Below are 16,580 nucleotides of genomic sequence, written 5' to 3'. Positions count from 1 at the left end.
CCGGGGCCGCAGCCCCTCCCGCCCGCTGCCCGGCGCCTATTTCCGGCGTTTCGCGCGCAGCGTCGGGTCTTCGCGGGTGGGGTCTTCGGGCCAGGGGTGTCTGGGATATTGCGCGCGCATGTCCTTGCGCACGTCGGCGTATGACCCCGCCCAGAATCCGGGCAGGTCGCGGGTGATCTGGATCGGGCGCTGGGCCGGCGACAGCAGGGTGATCTTCAGCGCCACCCCGCCCACGGCAGGGTGGCGGCTGACGCCGAACAGCTCCTGCAGACGGACCGAGATTTCCGGCACCTCATCCTCATAGCTGATCGGGATCTTGCGTCCCAGCGGCGTGATGAAGCTGCCCGGCGCCTCGCGGTCCAGCAGCTGTGTCTGCTCCCAATCGAGGGCGGCGCGCAGCGCGGGCAGCAGATCGAAACGCTTCCACTCTTCGGCGCTTTTCACCCCGTTTAGCATCGGCAGCAGCCAGTCTTCCAGCCGGTCCATCAGGCCGGGGATGGTGAAATCCGGCAGATCATGGCCCTCAGCCCGCACCAATTCCACCCGCGCCGCCAGCCGTGCAGCGGCGCCGGTCAGCCGCAGGCCCAGCTCGCGCACCCCGTCCAGCATGGCAGCGGCAACGGCGTCTTGCGGAACCTCTTTCCAGAGCCGGTCGTCCAGCACGATGGCGCCGAACCGCTCCTGCTGGCGCGACACCACCCGGCGGTCGCGTTTGGACCAGCCGCAGACATCGTTCCAGGCGATCTGATCCGCAAACAGCGCGCGGATTTCGCCGAGGGAGATCTGCGCCGCCATCCGGATCCTCGCCTCGCGCGGGTTGCCGTCGGTGTCCAGCGCCACGAGGAAGGGAGCGCCCGCCAGCGTGTCGCTGCTTTCCAGCACCGCGCCCTTGCCGCCGGACAGCACAAACCGCGGCGCGTCGCCCTTGCGCCGCTGACCGATGCGGTCGGGATAGGCCAGCGCGGCCATCGCCGCCGGCGACAGCCTGCCGGTGCCGCGTCCTGCCTGCCGCTCCAGCCGCCGGGCCTCGCTTTTGATCCGTTCCACCACCGGGCGGTTCAGCTGATAGGGGCGCTTGCGCTCAAACCCCTTGGGATCTTTCAGCGCCTCCAGCCGCAATGACAGATCGGCAGGCGCTCCGCGCAGCGGGTCGCGCTCGCCCAGGAGGGCCGCCAGCGGTGCCGCAGCCGGGCCTGCGGTCAGCAGCATATGGCCAAGGCGGGGGTGCAGCGGCAGTGCAGACAGCGCCTTGCCGTGTTTGGTGATCCGCCCCTGCGCCGTCAAGGCGCCCAGCATTTGCAGCAGCGCCTGCGCTTCGCTCAACGCGCCGGCAGGCGGCTGGCTGAGGAACGACAGCTCCTCCGGCGCCGCGCCCCACAAGGCCAGCTCCAGCGCCAGATCAGTAAGGTCGGCGCTTTCGATTCCGGCCGGCGGGAACGCCATCAGCGCGCCTTCTTCGCCCTTGGTCCACAGCCGGTAGCAGACGCCCTCGGCAACCCGGCCCGCGCGGCCCCGGCGCTGGGTGGCCTCGGCGCGGGTGACTTTCTCGGTGACCAGCCGCGACATGCCGGAGCCGGGATCGAACCGGGCGCGCCGCGCCTGGCCCATATCCACCACCACCCGGATGTCCTGAATGGTCAGCGAGGTCTCGGCGATCGAGGTTGCCAGCACCACCTTGCGCCCGTCCTTTTCCGGCTGGATTGCGGCACGCTGATCGGCAAAGGGCAGGGCGCCGAACAGGGGGCGGATATGGCAATGGCCGGGCAGGCGTTTGGCCAGGGCGCCGGCTGCACGGCGGATCTCGCCCTCGCCGGGCAGGAACACCAGAATGCCGCCGCCCTGATCGCTGTCTGCGCTGCGGGTGTCCTTCTCCGCCTGCACCACCAGATCCGCAAGCGCGTCCGCACGGCGGGCCTGGGCGGGCAGGGGGCGGTCCAGCCAGCGGGTCTCCACCGGATAGCTGCGCCCCTCGGAGGTGACCATCGGCGCGTCCATCAGCGCCGCCACCGGCCCGGCATCCAGTGTCGCGGACATTGCCATCAGGATCAGGTCATCGCGCAGCGCGCCGGCCACTTCAAGGCACAAGGCCAGGCCCAGGTCTGCGTTCAGCGAGCGTTCGTGGAATTCATCAAAGATCACCGCACCCACGCCGGGCAGGTCCGGGTCCGACTGCAGCATCCGGGTCAGGATGCCTTCGGTTACCACTTCGATCCGGGTCGCCTTGGAAACCCTGGCATCGCCGCGCACCCTGTAGCCGACTGTCTGGCCGGGCGTCTCGCCCAGCGTTTCGGCCATCCGCTCGGCCGCCGCGCGCGCCGCCAGGCGGCGCGGCTCCAGCATCACGATCCGCCCCGCGGTCAGCCCGGCCTCCAGCATGGCCAGCGGCACCCGGGTGGTCTTGCCCGCGCCGGGCGGCGCCTGCAGCACAGCACGGCCCCGCTTGCGCAGGGCGTCCAGCAGTTCAGGAAGGGCGTCTTCGATCGGTAATCTGCTCATGACCCGCCTTATCGCCAAAGGCGGCGGCAAGGTCTAGCGCCCGGTTTGCAGCTGGCAGTCTGCGCAAACGGCGGCAGGCGCGGCGGATTTGCCGCCTTTTCCGCGCCTGCTGCTGTTGTAGGTTGCCCGGCAGATGGCAGGCACTGGACAATCCGGGCGGGCTTGCGCCAAGGTCCGCCCATCACGACAGGAAGACGCGCATGGATACTGAACAGCTGAAGCAGAAGATCTTGGATGGCGACCGCCGGGCCCTGGCCCGCGCCATCACCCTGGTGGAAAGCGGCCGCGCCGATCACCGCAGCATGGCGCAGGAGCTGCTGTCGGAACTGGCACAGCACAAACGCCAGTCGCTGCGCATCGGCCTGTCCGGCACCCCGGGGGTGGGCAAGTCCACCTTTATCGAAAGCTTCGGCATGATGCTGACGGCGCTGGGCCTGCGGGTGGCGGTGCTGGCAGTGGATCCCAGCTCGGCGCGCTCCGGCGGTTCGATCCTCGGCGACAAGACCCGGATGGAGCGCCTCAGCCGCGAGAAGAATGCCTTCATCCGCCCGTCCCCCAGCCAGACCCACCTGGGCGGTGTCGCCCGCCGCTCGCGCGAGGCGGTGGCCCTGTGCGAGGCGGCCGGGTTTGACGTGGTGCTGGTCGAGACCGTCGGCGTCGGCCAGTCGGAAACCGTGGTGGCCGAGATGTCGGACCTGTTCCTGCTGCTGCTGGCGCCTGCGGGCGGCGACGAGCTGCAGGGGGTGAAGCGCGGCATCATGGAAATGGCCGACCTCATTCTGGTCAACAAGGCCGACGGCCCCCTGAAACCCGTCGCGACCCGCACCTGCGCCGATTACGCCGGCGCGCTGCGGCTGCTGCGCAAGCGCCCGCAGGACCCCGAAGGCTTCCCCAAGGCGCTGATGGTCTCGGCGGTCGAGGAACACGGGCTGGAACAGGCCTGGGAGGAGATGCAGGCGCTGACCGCCTGGCGCCGCGAGAACGGCCATTGGGACCGCCGCCGTGCGGATCAGTCCTGCTACTGGTTTGATCAGGAGGTGCGTCAGGCGCTGCTGGCGCGGCTGCATACCGCCAGCGCCCAGACCGCGATGGCAGCGCTGTCCGGCCAGGTGGCCGAGGGCGCGCTGACCCCGGCGGCGGCGGCGGAACAGATGCTGCAGGAGCATCTGAAAGGCTGAGGCGCATGCAGGGGATCCGCGTCTTTGACGGCGAAAAACTGCGCGCCTCGCTGTTCAATGCGCAGGCAGAGCGGCTGTTCGTGACCTTTCGCCAGCGGGTTGCCGTGGCCGGAGAGTTCGAAGACCGCGGCCCGGTCAGGAATATGACGCAGCACGGCTATGCGCATCTGCATATCCAGTGCCGCAAGAATGACTGGTACGTGAACAGCGAGACACAGGCCCTGTCCCGCAGCCTGAAAGAGCTGGCCAGGCGCTATCGGGACGCGGCGGCGATGGGGTTTTCGATGGGCGGCTACGGCGCGCTGCGGTTTTCTTCGGCGCTGAATCTGAAGCGGCTGATCGCCGTCTCGCCGCAATACACTATTGCCCAAGGCGTGGTGCCGCATGACCGCCGCCGCAAGGAAGCGGCGGCTTTTGATGAAGCTCTGGGCGATCTGATCCGCTATGGCCGCCACGGCCTGCAGGGGGTGGTTCTGTTCGATCCGTTCCGCAAGATGGACCTGAGCCACGCGCTGTACATTCAGGCCGTATTCCCGGATCTGCAGCTGTGCCGCTTGCCCTGCGGCGGCCATCCGGCCAGCCAGGTGATCCGCGAGGGCGGCAGCTTCTGGGACCTGCAGTCGATGCTGCACACAGGGCCGCTGACCGCGGCGCGGGTTGTTGGACTGCACCGGGAGCGGCGCAGGCGCTCGCAGACCTATTGGCAGCGCCTGGCGCGGGTTGCGCGGCAGCGCCGCAGGCCGCGGCTCGGCGCCGCTGCGGACGCATGGCTTGAAAGGCTTGCAGCCGAACAGGAAAAGGGGCAATAAGCCCCGCAAGAAAGCTGAGTTGAATCACTTGACGCTGTTGCTGGTTGATCGTATGAGCAGCGGACCAGTTTTCGGGCGCAGCCAATGGCCGCGCCCCTTGTGATTTAGCCCGGAGCTGCTCCGGGCTTCCAGAAACGAAGGATGATGATATGTCGCGCCGTTGCGAACTGACCGGAAAAGGCCCGATGACTGGCAACAATGTCAGCCACGCGAAAAACAGAACCCGCCGCCGGTTTCTGCCGAACCTGAATGATGTGACCCTGCAGTCCGAGACCCTGGGCCGCGGCGTCAAGCTGAAGATCTCCGCTGCTGCGCTGCGCTCGGTTGATCACCGTGGCGGCCTGGACGCCTTCCTGGCCAAAGCCAAGAACGAAGAGCTGTCCGACAACGCACTGAAAGTGAAGAAAGAGATCGCCAAGGCGCAAGCCGCCGAGGCTTGATAGGCCTGGCCTGATCCCTTCACCGGATTACAGTTACAGTTACAGGCACCGCGCCGGGGAAACCCGGCGCGGTGTTTGCGTTTGCGCAATCTGCCGCGGAGTTGTGTCTTGCAGCCGTCGTGCCATGCGGGCATATCTGGCGGCAATGACACGCATCCTGCGCATATGCCTTGGCCTGTTCCTGGTCCTTGCGGTTGCCCTGACGGCGCATAGCGCTGCGGCACGGCAGGGCGCGCGGGACGCGGCCGGGCAGATGGTGATCTGCACCGGCCTGGGGCCGGAAATTGTCTATGTGGACAGCGACGGCCAGCCGGTGCCGCCGCCGCACAGCTGCCCCGATTGCGTGATGCATCTGCTGGATGCGGTGGCGCTACCTGCCGCCCTGCCGGTGCCCGGGGAGGGGGCGGGCCGTGTGGCTGCGGTTCCGCAACGGCCGGTCAGCGGCGGATGCCGCGAACCGGAGGCCACCGCACGTTCGCCGCCTGCGGCCTGACCGCAGACACCCCCGTTACCCAAAAATTCAAATGCTTTCATGCGAGGAGACAGACAATGTCCCTGAAATCCGTTTTCGTTGCCGCCGCCGCTGCGGCGGTTCTGGCCGGTTCGGCCTTTGCCGACGGCGCCCATAAGATCCTGGTGCAGGATCAATACGCCCGGGTGTCCTCGCCCGCTGCCAAGGCCGGTGCCGCCTTCATGCAGATCGTGAACCAGACCCATGCGGATGACCGGCTGATCGGCGTCCGCTCGGATGTGGCGGCCAAAGTGCAGCTGCATACCCACAGGGAAACTGATGGCGGCGTCATGAAGATGATGCATGTGGAGGAAGGCTTTGCCATCGCCGAGGGCGCCACCCATATGCTGAAGCGCGGCGGCGATCATGTTATGTTCATGGGGCTGAAACGGGCGCTGAACCACGGTGATGTGGTGACGCTGACGCTGGTGTTTGAGAAGGCCGGCGAGGTGGAAGTCGAAGTGCCGGTGGATCTGGAGCGCAAGGCCGGGGGCCACGGCGGCCACTCCAACTGAAGCCGGGCAGGGCGGGCGCGGCGTCAGGCTGCGCCGCAGCCCTCCTTCGCGCCCAAAGCCCGCCGGATGGCGGGCTTTCCGGTGTCCGGGGTCAGCCGAGCAGCTCTGCCACCCAGGCCGGAACAGTTTCGCCGGCGGGACCAAAGCGGCGCTCGGCAAAGCGCGAGGCGGTGGCGGAAGGCTGCAGATTCAGCTCTACCGTACGGGCGCCCGCCAGATGCGCCTCATCGACAAAGGCGGCAGCCGGGTAGACCTCACCCGAGGTGCCGATGGCAGCAAACACATCCGCCGCCGCCAGATGCGCAAAGATCTCTTCCATGAAATAGGGGATCTCGCCGAACCAGACCACATCCGGGCGGCCCGCAGGCGCCGCGCAGGCGGGGCAGGCTATGCCTGTGCACATTGCCAAAGGGGCGGGCCAGCGGTGGCCGCAGGCGGCGCACAGCGCCCCCGCCAGCGTGCCGTGCATATGCAGCACCGCCTGCGCGCCGCCGGCCTCGTGCAGCCCGTCCACATTCTGGGTGACGATGACCACCTCGCCCTTGTGCTGTGCCTGCAGCCGCGCCAGCGCCTGATGCGCCGGGTTCGGCCGGGCCGCCGCCGCCTGGGCGCGGCGGGCGTTGTAAAAGCGATGCACCAGATCCGGGTCGCGGGCAAAGCCTTCGGGCGTTGCCACATCCTCGATCCGGTGCTGCGCCCACAGGCCGCCCTCGTCGCGGAAGGTGCCCAGCCCGCTTTCGGCGGAAATCCCGGCGCCGGTCAGGATCACGATCTTCGCGCTCTTCCCCATCGCTGCGGAACCTCCTATCACGGGCTCTGTACACAGGAGCCACAAACCCATGCCTACCCGTATTCTGTTCGTCTGCCTAGGAAACATCTGCCGCTCGCCGGCGGCCGAAGGCGTGTTCCGCGCACTGTGCCCGGAGGTTGAAACAGACAGTGCGGGCACGGCCTCCTATCACGCAGGCGAGCCGCCCTATGGCCCGATGCAGGCGGCGGCACGCGCGCGCGGGCTGGATATCTCGGACCTGCGGGCGCGGCAGTTCCGGCGCGGTGATTTCGAAACCTTCGATCTGATCATCGCAATGGACGCCGGCAATCTTGAGGCTATTGAAGCCCTGCGCCCCGCGGGCAATGATACCGCCGTGCGCCTGTTCACCGGCTATGCGCCCGGAACCGGCGCCGATCATGTGCCCGATCCCTATTACACCCGCGATTTCGATGCCTGTCTGGATCTGATCGAGGCGGCCGCCACGGGCCTGAAGGCCGCGCTGTAATTACGCCCCGATCACCCGGAACCCGCCCGCCAGAAACGGCAGCCGCTGCACGGCAGGGTCGATCATCTGGCTCTGCACCAGCCGCCGCAGGGTTTCCGCCACGTCGCGCGGCACCCGGTCAGCCCAATCGGCAGCCGAAAACAGCGAAATCGTCCGCGACATCTCGCCAAAGGGCAGCGGGAAGGCGTCGATCTGATCGTGGAAGCGCCCGGCCCGCATATAGCCCAGCGGCGTGGTGATGGCCCAGCCGATCCGCCGCGCCACCATCGCCATCAGCGCCAGATGCGAGCCGACCTCGAACCGGTCTTCGAACTCCAGTTTCTGGCGCACCAGCAGCCCTTCGATCTGCTGCGAGATCAGCTGCTCGCGGGCATAGCGCAGAAAGGGCAGATCCTGCAGCTGCTCTGCCGCCTGCGCCGCATCGGACAAGGCGCCCTTGGGCGCCACCAGGATAAAGGGGTCGCGCACCAGCGGGTGTTCCACCAGCCCGTCGTGCGGCCCGCCGGTGGCGGCGGCAACCGCAAGATGCAGCTCGCGCGCCACCATCGCCTGCACAATATCATGGCTGGAGGCGGTGATCATCTTGAACCGGCACTGGGTCAGGCTATCGGCAAGGATGGTCGCCAGCCGCGGTGTCAGGTCGTTGTCAAAATCATCGATCAGCCCGATCGACAGCGCCTGCAGATGGGTGAGGTCCATCACTGTCAGTTCGCTTTGGGCCAGCCGCAGTTCGGACAGGACCGCCTCGGTCCGGGTCAGAAAACTGCGCCCGGCGGCGGTCAGCACCATCGGGCGGCGGCCGTGATCGATCAATTCGCTGTCCAGCGCCTTTTCCAGGTTGCGCATCTGCTGGCTGACGGCGGGCTGGCTGAGGCCGGTCATCTCCGCCGCCTGCGCCACCGATCCGGTCTTGGCCAAAGCTTCGAACACTTCCAGCCCGCGCAGGGTAACACCTTTGATCAACATCCAAACGCTCCAATAACTTACGCCGTTTGTTCCGCGTTGCTGCAGCCCGGTCAAGAGGGCAAAGGCGCAGCCTTATCCCGTGCGGAATCCCTTGCGAAAATGCCGCAGCGCAGATGCGTTGAAGTGAAACAGGCGCCCGCAGGGGCGGCTGTTTCCGCGGTTTGACTGAAAGACTGAAAGCCGGGGCGTCAGCCGCAGCTGCGCGCCGCGTGATCGCCGAACGCCTTATAGCGCAGCCACAGCCGTTCGTCCGTGCGGCTGGAGGACTGGCGCACCACCTGGGCCTGGTGCGGATCGGAAAACCATTTCGAGACGGTCTTGCGCTCGGCCCGTGTCAGGCTGCGGTTGGCCACCTTCTGGATGCAGCTGCACAGGCCGGGCGAGGCGGCGGTGCGGTCGGACTGGCGGCAGGCGCGCTCAATCTCCCCGGCTTCGGCGCCGGCTGGCGCCAGTGCGGTGAGGAACCCGGCGCAAAGCGCGGCGGTCAGGAAAAATTTCATCTTGCTCGTGCCTCGTTTTTTGGCAAGCGGGTCTGCTGCCCGCGGAATTGGCGGCAGTATGCCAAAAGCCAAGGCGCGTTTCAATCACGGTAAGCGGGGGGTGGGCAGGGCCGGAGCGCCGGTTGCCCCGGCCCTCCGGCTGCTGCTGTTTTCAGGCCTGGTTCGGCCCGCGCAGGGCGCGGACGGCCTGGCGCACGGCTTTCCAGTCTGCGGCTTCGCTGTCCTTGCCGGCTTCCTGGCAGCTGCGCATCTTCTGTGCGGCTTCGGCCTCGGCCTTGTCGCCATGCGCGGCATAAAGCGCGCGTGCATATTCAGCGGCTTTGATTGTATCCATGCGGGTCGTCCTCCTTTGCTGTGTCTCCCACCAGAGGGGCGCGCGTTTCGCGGTACAGAAGGAGTATAGCGCATTTCGGGTGAACGCGAAGGGGGCGGGGAGAATTTGAGGCGTTCGGGGCGTCTGAAGGCGGCGGGGGCTGAACGCGCCGCCCCTGCCAGCCGGCTGCTGGCTGATCTTCTGTCTCGATCCGGCGCAAAACCCGGCCTCCAATTCCTCACTTGGTGAAATATCATCAGCTGGGCCGCTGCGCCCGCTTGACCAAACCCCAAAACCAAATCATATCCCCTTGCATGACAGACCTCGCCAAAATCCGCAATTTCTCCATCGTCGCCCATATCGACCATGGCAAATCCACCCTCGCTGACCGGCTCATCCAGGAGACCGGCACGGTGAAGGACCGCGATATGAAGGAACAGCTGCTCGACTCGATGGATATCGAGCGCGAGCGCGGGATCACCATCAAGGCCAACACCGTCCGCATCGACTACACTGCCGATGACGGCGACACCTATGTGCTGAACCTGATCGACACCCCCGGCCATGTCGACTTTGCCTATGAGGTCTCCCGCTCGATGCGCGCGGTCGAGGGCTCGCTTCTGGTGGTTGACAGCTCGCAAGGGGTCGAGGCGCAGACCCTGGCCAATGTCTATCACGCGATGGAGGCCGACCACGAGATCGTGCCGGTGCTGAACAAGATCGACCTGCCGGCTTCCGACTGCGACCGGGTGGCGGAACAGATCGAGGATGTGATCGGCATCGACGCCTCGGGCGCCATTCAGGTGTCCGCCAAGACCGGCCAGGGCATCCGCGAAACGCTGGAAGCCATCGTGCAGCACCTGCCAGCCCCCAAAGGCACCCGCGACGCGCCGCTGAAGGCGATGCTGGTGGACAGCTGGTATGACGCCTATCTGGGCGTCATCGTTCTGGTGCGGATCATGGACGGGGTGCTGAAAAAGGGCATGCGGGTCAAGTTCATGTCCAATGATACCCTGCATAACGTTGACCGTATCGGCGTGTTCCGGCCGGAAATGCAGATGATCGACAGCCTCGGCCCCGGCGAGATCGGCTTCCTCACCGCCTCGATCAAACAGGTGCGCGACACCCGTGTCGGCGACACCATCACCAATGACCGCAACGGCACCGAGATGGCGCTGCCGGGCTTCAAACCCGCCCAGCCGGTGGTGTTCTGCGGGCTGTTCCCGGTCGATAGCGCCGAATTCGAAGACCTGCGCGAGGCGATCGACAAGCTGGCCCTGAACGACGCCTCCTTCAGTTTCGAGATGGAAACCTCCGCCGCGCTGGGCTTCGGCTTCCGCTGCGGCTTCCTTGGCCTGCTGCACCTCGAGGTGATCCGCGACCGGATCGAGCGCGAATACAATATCGAGCTGATCACCACCGCGCCCAGCGTGATCTATCACGTCTATATGAAAGACGGCGAGAAGATCGACCTGCACAACCCTGCCGACATGCCCGACATGTCCAAGGTCGACCACATCCAGGAGCCGCGCATCAAGGCGACGATCCTGGTGCCCGACGACTACCTCGGCGATGTGCTGAAGCTCTGCCAGGAGCGCCGCGGCCTGCAGGAAGACCTGACCTATGCCGGCTCCCGCGCCATGGTGGTCTATGACCTGCCGCTGAACGAGGTGGTGTTTGACTTCTACGACCGGCTGAAATCGGTGACCAAGGGCTATGCCTCCTTTGACTACCAGATGACCGGCTACCGCGAGGATGCGCTGGTCAAGATGTCGGTGCTGGTCAATGACGAGCCGGTTGATGCGTTGTCGATGATGGTGCACCGCGACCGGGCCGAGATGCGCGGCCGGGCGATGTGCGAAAAGCTGAAAGAGCTGATCCCGCGCCATATGTTCAAGATCCCGATCCAGGCGGCGATCGGCGGCAAGGTGATCGCCCGCGAGACCCTCTCCGCCCTGCGCAAGGACGTGACCGCCAAATGCTACGGCGGCGACGCCACCCGGAAGCGCAAGCTCTTGGACAAGCAGAAGGCCGGCAAGAAGAAGATGCGCCAGTTCGGCAAGGTCGACATCCCGCAGGAGGCGTTTATTTCCGCCCTGAAAATGGACAGCTGAGCACCGTCTAGGAAACGCTCCGGGGGAGCGTTTCAGGTGCGAAGGGGCGGAGCCCTGTCCGCCATTTTAAGGGACGGCGGGCGAAAGCGGCTGGCGCAGCCAGTCGCGTGCCCGCCCCCCTGCGTTCTGCGGCGGAAACGCTACATATTCAGACAGTTGCAACACGGGGCCTCGGTCCCGTTTGTTGTTACTGGCCTATCCAACGTCCCGCCCGGTTGCCAGGCCGGGCAGCGCCGGGCGCTGCCCTCCGCGTGCTGTTTTGGCCCTGCGAAAGCCGGTATTCGGGGCCCTGCAATGAAACGGAGGCCGCTCGCGTTCCCGCAGCGCGGGCAATCCTGCCCATCATCCAGTGCCGCCGCACCCCATGCGCCACTCTCCGCCGATCCGCCGCCGGGCCGCAACTCTCCACCTGAAACCGTGCCCGTTCCGTGCTATTCTCCGCCCCGTTCACCTGGGGAGGATGACACCATGAAACATCTGACTTTGGCCGCGGCGCTGTGCCTGCTGGCGGTTCCTGCCTTTGCCCATCAATGCCCCGCCGACATGGCCGCCATCGATACCGCACTGGCCGCCGGGACGGAGCTGTCTGAGGCGGATCTGGCAACGGTGCAGGAACTGCGCAGCGAGGGCCAGGCCCAGCATGAGGCCGGCGATCATGACGCCTCGGTCGCGACCCTGGCCGAGGCCAAGGCGCTGCTCGGGATCGACTGACCGCGCAACAAAAACGCCCGGCACCGGGCCGGGCGTTTCGATCGACAGAAAAACAAAAACCTTACAGCGCGTCCTGCACGTCCTGTGCGGCGCCGCTGATTGCTTGGCCGGCCTTGGAAATGTCGCGCCCGGCGCCCTTGGTGGTCTCGCAGGCGGCCAGCCCCAGCAGCATCAGCGCACACGCAAAAATCCTGATCATCGTCTAAGGCTCCTTATCTCTGCCTGGGTGTTTGCCGGGATATCTAGCAAGCCGCTGTGGCGCAGGCCAGCGGAATTGCCGGGGCCGTAGTGCAGGCCGGAAAGCGATTTACCAGAAATTTGCAACTTATAGGGTAGTGTGATACCCGGAAGTCGCGGATATATTGACCTGGATCAAGGCGGTAGCTTTGTCTCCGCGGCACGTTGTGCGAAATTTGAGCTGGAGGGCATGTACTATGGACTTTTCCACCAGAAAACAAACCCTTGAACTGCGCCGGATGGCGCTGGCAGGCACCCTGGAAAAAACCGCCCTGGCGCCGGCGCCGGCACATACCGGCCGCGCGCCGGACCCGGTGCAGATGGGGTCGGCCCGGCAGGCGGGGGCAGGCCTTGCCGGTGCCGGATCCATCGCGGTCCCGGCCAGGGCCGGCCTGGACGAGCTGCGCCGCATCGATGCGGCTCTGGCCCGCCTGCGCGAGGGGTCCTATGGCTATTGCCGGATTTGCGGCGACAATATCGCCGATGACTGGCTGGACCAGCGTCCGGCCTCGCCCTTCTGCAAAAGCTGCGCGCTCTGACAGCGCGGCCGCCCGGCCCCGGCTGCAGCGGGGCAGGGCGGCAGGGTGACACGCCTCAGACAGATCCGGGATCTTCCACAGCCGGGGGGCAGCCGCCCCGCCGGCCGGTGCCGGTCCTGAACCGCCGCCGCAGCGCTGCACTACTTCGGGGCTTCCTGCAAAAGCCCCCGTTGCCGTGCCGGCCGGGATATGTCACAACCTGCCTGACCGACTGAACAAATGAGTTTAGCAGATGCCAGATTTCCCTGAGCGCCGCCGCATGATGGTGGACACCCAGATCCGTCCGTCGGATGTCACCAAATATCCGATCATCGAGGCGATGCTGGCAGTCCCGCGGGAACAGTTTGTGCCGGACGCGCAGCGCGAGGCGGCTTACGCGGACAAGAACGTGAAACTGGGCGGCGCCCGGGTGCTGATGGAGCCGCGCACCCTGGCCAAGATGCTGGATGCGGTGGATCTGCAGAACGACGAACTGGTGCTCGATGTGGCCTGCGGGCTGGGCTATTCCACCGCTGTGGCCGCCCGGATGGCGCAGATGGTGATCGGCGTCGAAGAAGACGCGGACATGGCCGCCGACGCGCAGGAGCTGCTGTCGGAGACCGGCGCGGACAATGCCATTGTGCACACCGGCCCGCTGGCGGAAGGGGCTGCCGAACACGGCCCCTATGACGTGATCCTGGTCGAGGGCGGCGTCGAGGCGCTGCCCGCGGCGCTGCTGGACCAGCTCAAGGACGGCGGCCGGATTGCGGCGCTGATGATGACCGGCGCGCTTGGCGAGTTGAAAATCGGCTATAAAAGCGGCACCGGGATTTCCTGGCGGTTTGCCTTCAATGCCGGCGCCCCGGTGCTTCCGGGGTTTGCCGCCGCGCGTGACTTCGCGCTCTGATCCGCGGATCGCGGCATTGCGTTTGCAGCGATGCCGCCGTTAAACTGAACCAGAGGCCGGGCGCCGGACAAAAGAGCGCCCGGAGTGCAGAAAAAAACCACCGCGGCTGGCGGCGCGGCAAAAGATAAGGCAACCGATGCGAATGAAATTCCCGGCGAGTGTGTTGAAGGCTTTTGTGTTTGCCAGCGGCGTGGCGGCCACGGCGCTGGTGCCTGTGGCGGCCGCGGCGGACAACCTGTCCGACGCGATGATCGGCGCCTATAAGACCAGCGGCCTGCTGGATCAGAACCGGGCGCTGCTGCGGGCCGCGGATGAGGACGTGGCGATTGCCTTGTCCCGGCTGCGCCCGGTGATCGACTGGACAATCACTGCCAGCCATACCTATTCCCGCAGCATCAACCAGTTCGGCACTTTCAACGAGTTCACCAACAACGATCTCGGCACCCAGATCCAGCTGACCCAGCTGCTCTATGACGGCGGCGAGACACGCCTGCGCAAACTGGCGGCGCAGGAGCTGGTGCTTGCAGCGCGCCAGCAGTTGCTGAGTGTCGAGCAGACGGTGCTGCTCAATGCCGTTCAGGCCTATGTGGGGGTGCTGCAGGGGCAGGAGAATGTCGCCCTGCGCCGCAACAACCTGAGCTTGCTGCAAGAGGAGCAGAAGGCGGCGCAGGACCGGTTCGAAGTGGGCGAGGTGACCCGCACCGATGTCGCGCTGGCGCAAAGCCAGGTGGCTGCCGCGCGTGCCAACCTGACCGATGCCGAGGGCGCTCTGCTGACCGCCCGGGCGACCTATCTGCAAATCGTCGGCCACGCGCCGGGCAGGATTGCCGGCCAGCCGCGGCTGCCGTCGCGGGCAGTTTCGATTGACGGGGCGCAGTCCATCGCGGCCCGCAACCAGCCGGATCTGCTGGCGCAGCAGCATTCGGTCAAATCCGCCGACATTCTGGTCCAGGCAGCGACCAAAGCCCTGGGGCCGAACGTGAGGTTCCGTGCCTCCGCAGGCTTGAGCGAGGACGTGAACGGCAGCACCGGCACCGACTCGGATGCTTCGGCTTCGGTGACACTGTCGCAACAGCTCTATGCCGGCGGTCTCAACGCGGCGACCCGGCGGCGGGCCATTGCAGGTGCCGACTCGGAACGCGGCGCCCTGATCAATATCCAGCGTGCCGTGCGCCAGAATGTCAGCTCGGCGTTCTTTAATGTGGAAACGGCGCGGGCGACCCTGGTGTCCTCCAATGAACGGGTGCGCGCGTCCAAGGTTGCTTTTGACGGCATCCGGGAAGAGGCGACCCTGGGGGCACGGACGACGCTGGACGTGCTGCAGGCAGAGCAGCAGTATCTCGATGCTCAGACCGGCGAGGTGACTGCGCGTGCCAGCCAGGTGATCGCGGCCTACCAGCTGTTGCAGGCACAGGGGCTGCTCACCGCCGAGCATCTTGGGCTGGCGGTGGAGATTTACGACCCGGCGCTCTATTACAACCTGGTCAAGGACGCGCCTGCGCAATACAGCAAGCGCGGCAAGGATTTGGACCGGGTGCTCAAGGCCTTGGGACGTAACTGACAATTCATCCTATCGGTTGTGCGGTGACGGGAAGGCCGCTACACTCTGACTCAAGAGGCAAGAGTGGTTTATAAAATGTCCGACCCAGTTACCCATGCTGAGATCGAAGATGTATTGTCCTCAATCCGCCGCTTGGTGAGTGATGACAGCCGCAGCGGGCCGGCGGTTCCCGAACCGGCGGCGCGGCTGGTTCTGACACCCGCCCTGCGGGTGCAGGAGGGCGGTCCAGACTGCCCCCCCGCAGCCGAAGATCCGGCAGTTGATGATCCGGCAATTGATGATCCGGCGGCTGAAACCGGGTCTGCACCCCGCCGCCCGTCTGCCGGCGCCGCTGACTGCGCTGGCCAGGCCGGAAACGGCGCTGAGGCTCCGGAGCCAATCGGCCGGACCGGCAGCGCGGCGCTTCTGGAGGCGGAAGCCCCGATTGCCTTCCGCCACCGCAGCAGCGTGCCTGAAACCGGATCGTCCTTGGATGACGGGCTGGCCGATGCGGAGCCGGACACCGGATTGCAGGCCGTCCAGCCGGATCCAGGCGATTTGGACACGGGCCATTTCGATACGGATCATTTCGATACGGACCATTTGGAATTGAACCGCTTGGAAACGGGCCGCTCGGATGCCGGGAATCCGGACACGGGCATCCCGGTTTCAGGCCTGAATGCAGACGTGCAGGACCCGCAACCGCAAACGGCGCCCGGTGCTGCGGCGGACGTCCCCTGGGGCGACCCCAATGCCACTCTTTTTGCCGCTGCCGCAGACGCGGACCAGCCGGCAGACGGCACAGCCGGTCCGGCCGCTGAAACGCCTGCGGGCCGTCAGGCCCCGGACAGCGGTCACGCCATTGAAACCGCCGGTGCCCGCGCTGCCTCTGTTGTGCGCAAAATCGCCGAGCTTGAGGCCCGCAGCGCCCGCGGGAAAAACCAGGACCAGCAGCAATGGGAGCCGGACAGTCAGACGGAGGCGCCGTTTGCCGGCACCGTCCCCGACACCATCGAATGGCGCGACGAACCGCTTTCCGCCCGCCGTGCCGGACCGCAGGCCGGGGGCGGCGCCTCCGCCGCTGATGATGCGCCGCAGGATGCGGGCGCAGAGGTTTTGCCGGGCCCCGGCGTCAACGATGGCAGCACGGTTGCGCGGGCTGAAACCGTCGCCGAATCCGCTGTTGCCGAAGCCGCTGTCGCCGGGGCTGCCCTGGAAACTCTGACCGAATCCGCTGACGGCTATCTCGACGAGGACAGCCTGCGCGAACTGGTGGCCAGTATCGTGCGCGAGGAGCTGCAGGGCCCGCTGGGGGAGCGCATCACCCGCAACGTGCGCAAACTGGTCCGCCGCGAAATCCAGCGCGCTCTGGCGGCACATGATCTGCTCTGACAGCGGCAGCAGCGTTTGTCAGGATTTCTCAAGGCGCTCCAGCGGGGCGCCTTTTTTGTTCCGGGCCGGATATTGCAGCCCGTGCCTGTGCGGCAACGCAGGGGGCTCCCGCCCGGCTCGCGGCTTTTGAAAAAGCCTCTCGCCCGTTGGGCCCGG

General features: G+C 66.4%; 18 protein-coding genes. 12 read left to right on the top strand and 6 right to left on the bottom strand.

All coding sequences use genetic code 11. The features are described 5' to 3' along the window. Positions 1 to 36 precede the first annotated feature (36 nt). On the bottom strand, positions 37 to 2,496 hold the full coding sequence (hrpB, locus tag AC0KW6_RS17485) for an ATP-dependent helicase HrpB (RefSeq protein WP_474035529.1): 2,460 nt from the start codon (positions 2,494 to 2,496) through the stop codon (positions 37 to 39). Positions 2,497 to 2,696: 200 nt separating this feature from the next. Between hrpB and meaB the strand changes: the two genes are divergently transcribed. The 5 genes from meaB (at position 2,697) to AC0KW6_RS17460 (ending at position 5,949) form a co-directional block, all read left to right on the top strand. Beyond that, a complete protein-coding gene (gene meaB / locus AC0KW6_RS17480; protein ID WP_474035528.1) occupies positions 2,697 to 3,674 on the top strand; it encodes a methylmalonyl Co-A mutase-associated GTPase MeaB in 978 nt (325 codons plus the stop codon). Between the two features lie 5 nt (positions 3,675 to 3,679). Continuing rightward, the gene (locus AC0KW6_RS17475) at positions 3,680 to 4,483 is read left to right on the top strand and encodes an alpha/beta hydrolase (protein WP_474035527.1); all 804 of its coding nucleotides are present in this window, start codon (positions 3,680 to 3,682) and stop codon (positions 4,481 to 4,483) included. Positions 4,484 to 4,632: 149 nt separating this feature from the next. After that, positions 4,633 to 4,923 carry a 50S ribosomal protein L28 gene (rpmB, locus tag AC0KW6_RS17470; RefSeq protein ID WP_474035526.1) on the top strand — a complete coding sequence of 97 codons (291 nt, stop codon included), beginning with the start codon at positions 4,633 to 4,635 and terminating at the stop codon, positions 4,921 to 4,923. A gap of 145 nt (positions 4,924 to 5,068) precedes the next feature. Continuing rightward, positions 5,069 to 5,416, top strand: coding sequence for a hypothetical protein (locus AC0KW6_RS17465; RefSeq protein ID WP_323783846.1), 348 nt, complete (start codon positions 5,069 to 5,071; stop codon positions 5,414 to 5,416). A 56-nt stretch (positions 5,417 to 5,472) separates the two neighbouring features. Continuing rightward, a complete protein-coding gene (locus AC0KW6_RS17460) occupies positions 5,473 to 5,949 on the top strand; it encodes a copper chaperone PCu(A)C (RefSeq protein WP_323783848.1) in 477 nt (158 codons plus the stop codon). 91 nt (positions 5,950 to 6,040) lie between these two features. Here the strand turns inward: AC0KW6_RS17460 and AC0KW6_RS17455 are convergent, their stop codons facing one another. Continuing rightward, positions 6,041 to 6,739, bottom strand: coding sequence for an NAD-dependent deacylase (locus tag AC0KW6_RS17455; protein ID WP_323783850.1), 699 nt, complete (start codon positions 6,737 to 6,739; stop codon positions 6,041 to 6,043). A gap of 49 nt (positions 6,740 to 6,788) precedes the next feature. Between AC0KW6_RS17455 and AC0KW6_RS17450 the strand changes: the two genes are divergently transcribed. Next, a complete protein-coding gene (locus AC0KW6_RS17450; protein WP_474035525.1) occupies positions 6,789 to 7,226 on the top strand; it encodes a low molecular weight protein-tyrosine-phosphatase in 438 nt (145 codons plus the stop codon). Here the strand turns inward: AC0KW6_RS17450 and AC0KW6_RS17445 are convergent, their stop codons facing one another. The 3 genes from AC0KW6_RS17445 to AC0KW6_RS17435 form a co-directional block, all read right to left on the bottom strand. Further along, positions 7,227 to 8,192: a LysR family transcriptional regulator gene (locus tag AC0KW6_RS17445; RefSeq protein ID WP_323783854.1), complete on the bottom strand. Its 966-nt coding sequence runs from the start codon at positions 8,190 to 8,192 to the stop codon at positions 7,227 to 7,229. A gap of 188 nt (positions 8,193 to 8,380) precedes the next feature. After that, the gene (locus AC0KW6_RS17440; protein ID WP_323783856.1) at positions 8,381 to 8,692 is read right to left on the bottom strand and encodes a hypothetical protein; all 312 of its coding nucleotides are present in this window, start codon (positions 8,690 to 8,692) and stop codon (positions 8,381 to 8,383) included. Between the two features lie 151 nt (positions 8,693 to 8,843). Continuing rightward, positions 8,844 to 9,026 (bottom strand): hypothetical protein, encoded by a 183-nt coding sequence (locus AC0KW6_RS17435; RefSeq protein WP_323783858.1) that lies wholly within the window; start codon positions 9,024 to 9,026, stop codon positions 8,844 to 8,846. A 293-nt stretch (positions 9,027 to 9,319) separates the two neighbouring features. On the opposite strand from AC0KW6_RS17435, the gene lepA reads away from it, so the two are divergent. Together lepA and AC0KW6_RS17425 are read left to right on the top strand one after the other, a co-directional pair. Next, positions 9,320 to 11,119, top strand: coding sequence for a translation elongation factor 4 (gene lepA, locus AC0KW6_RS17430; RefSeq protein WP_474035524.1), 1,800 nt, complete (start codon positions 9,320 to 9,322; stop codon positions 11,117 to 11,119). A 468-nt stretch (positions 11,120 to 11,587) separates the two neighbouring features. Then, positions 11,588 to 11,830 carry a hypothetical protein gene (locus tag AC0KW6_RS17425; protein WP_474035523.1) on the top strand — a complete coding sequence of 81 codons (243 nt, stop codon included), beginning with the start codon at positions 11,588 to 11,590 and terminating at the stop codon, positions 11,828 to 11,830. A 61-nt stretch (positions 11,831 to 11,891) separates the two neighbouring features. Here AC0KW6_RS17425 and AC0KW6_RS17420 read toward each other — a convergent pair whose 3' ends face one another. Further along, a complete protein-coding gene (locus tag AC0KW6_RS17420) occupies positions 11,892 to 12,029 on the bottom strand; it encodes an entericidin A/B family lipoprotein (RefSeq protein ID WP_084294418.1) in 138 nt (45 codons plus the stop codon). Between the two features lie 235 nt (positions 12,030 to 12,264). On the opposite strand from AC0KW6_RS17420, the gene AC0KW6_RS17415 reads away from it, so the two are divergent. The 4 genes from AC0KW6_RS17415 to AC0KW6_RS17400 all read left to right on the top strand — a co-directional run bounded on the left by AC0KW6_RS17415 (position 12,265) and on the right by AC0KW6_RS17400 (position 16,424). Beyond that, complete coding sequence (locus AC0KW6_RS17415; RefSeq protein WP_474035522.1) at positions 12,265 to 12,606, top strand: TraR/DksA family transcriptional regulator; 342 nt, start codon at positions 12,265 to 12,267, stop codon at positions 12,604 to 12,606. A 232-nt stretch (positions 12,607 to 12,838) separates the two neighbouring features. Next, complete coding sequence (locus tag AC0KW6_RS17410; RefSeq protein ID WP_323783776.1) at positions 12,839 to 13,492, top strand: protein-L-isoaspartate O-methyltransferase family protein; 654 nt, start codon at positions 12,839 to 12,841, stop codon at positions 13,490 to 13,492. 136 nt (positions 13,493 to 13,628) lie between these two features. Further along, complete coding sequence (locus AC0KW6_RS17405; RefSeq protein WP_474035521.1) at positions 13,629 to 15,053, top strand: TolC family outer membrane protein; 1,425 nt, start codon at positions 13,629 to 13,631, stop codon at positions 15,051 to 15,053. Between the two features lie 75 nt (positions 15,054 to 15,128). Beyond that, entirely contained in the window at positions 15,129 to 16,424 is a 1,296-nt protein-coding gene (locus AC0KW6_RS17400; protein WP_474035520.1) for a hypothetical protein, read from the top strand. Positions 16,425 to 16,580 lie beyond the last annotated feature (156 nt).

It is taken from the genome of Leisingera sp. SA215, assembly GCF_055902035.1.
Note: the sequence above shows the minus strand (reverse complement) of the source record. Positions and strands in the feature narration are given on the sequence as shown.

What these genes read in the sequence shown, in the direction of transcription:
- hrpB (WP_474035529.1), bottom strand. Translation starts at nt 2,496, where the DNA reads ATGAGCAGATTACCGATCGAAGACGCCCTTCCTGAACTGCTGGACGCC.
- meaB (WP_474035528.1), top strand. Translation starts at nt 2,697, where the DNA reads ATGGATACTGAACAGCTGAAGCAGAAGATCTTGGATGGCGACCGCCGG.
- AC0KW6_RS17475 (WP_474035527.1), top strand. Translation starts at nt 3,680, where the DNA reads ATGCAGGGGATCCGCGTCTTTGACGGCGAAAAACTGCGCGCCTCGCTG.
- rpmB (WP_474035526.1), top strand. Translation starts at nt 4,633, where the DNA reads ATGTCGCGCCGTTGCGAACTGACCGGAAAAGGCCCGATGACTGGCAAC.
- AC0KW6_RS17465 (WP_323783846.1), top strand. Translation starts at nt 5,069, where the DNA reads ATGACACGCATCCTGCGCATATGCCTTGGCCTGTTCCTGGTCCTTGCG.
- AC0KW6_RS17460 (WP_323783848.1), top strand. Translation starts at nt 5,473, where the DNA reads ATGTCCCTGAAATCCGTTTTCGTTGCCGCCGCCGCTGCGGCGGTTCTG.
- AC0KW6_RS17455 (WP_323783850.1), bottom strand. Translation starts at nt 6,739, where the DNA reads ATGGGGAAGAGCGCGAAGATCGTGATCCTGACCGGCGCCGGGATTTCC.
- AC0KW6_RS17450 (WP_474035525.1), top strand. Translation starts at nt 6,789, where the DNA reads ATGCCTACCCGTATTCTGTTCGTCTGCCTAGGAAACATCTGCCGCTCG.
- AC0KW6_RS17445 (WP_323783854.1), bottom strand. Translation starts at nt 8,192, where the DNA reads ATGTTGATCAAAGGTGTTACCCTGCGCGGGCTGGAAGTGTTCGAAGCT.
- AC0KW6_RS17440 (WP_323783856.1), bottom strand. Translation starts at nt 8,692, where the DNA reads ATGAAATTTTTCCTGACCGCCGCGCTTTGCGCCGGGTTCCTCACCGCA.
- AC0KW6_RS17435 (WP_323783858.1), bottom strand. Translation starts at nt 9,026, where the DNA reads ATGGATACAATCAAAGCCGCTGAATATGCACGCGCGCTTTATGCCGCG.
- lepA (WP_474035524.1), top strand. Translation starts at nt 9,320, where the DNA reads ATGACAGACCTCGCCAAAATCCGCAATTTCTCCATCGTCGCCCATATC.
- AC0KW6_RS17425 (WP_474035523.1), top strand. Translation starts at nt 11,588, where the DNA reads ATGAAACATCTGACTTTGGCCGCGGCGCTGTGCCTGCTGGCGGTTCCT.
- AC0KW6_RS17420 (WP_084294418.1), bottom strand. Translation starts at nt 12,029, where the DNA reads ATGATCAGGATTTTTGCGTGTGCGCTGATGCTGCTGGGGCTGGCCGCC.
- AC0KW6_RS17415 (WP_474035522.1), top strand. Translation starts at nt 12,265, where the DNA reads ATGGACTTTTCCACCAGAAAACAAACCCTTGAACTGCGCCGGATGGCG.
- AC0KW6_RS17410 (WP_323783776.1), top strand. Translation starts at nt 12,839, where the DNA reads ATGCCAGATTTCCCTGAGCGCCGCCGCATGATGGTGGACACCCAGATC.
- AC0KW6_RS17405 (WP_474035521.1), top strand. Translation starts at nt 13,629, where the DNA reads ATGCGAATGAAATTCCCGGCGAGTGTGTTGAAGGCTTTTGTGTTTGCC.
- AC0KW6_RS17400 (WP_474035520.1), top strand. Translation starts at nt 15,129, where the DNA reads ATGTCCGACCCAGTTACCCATGCTGAGATCGAAGATGTATTGTCCTCA.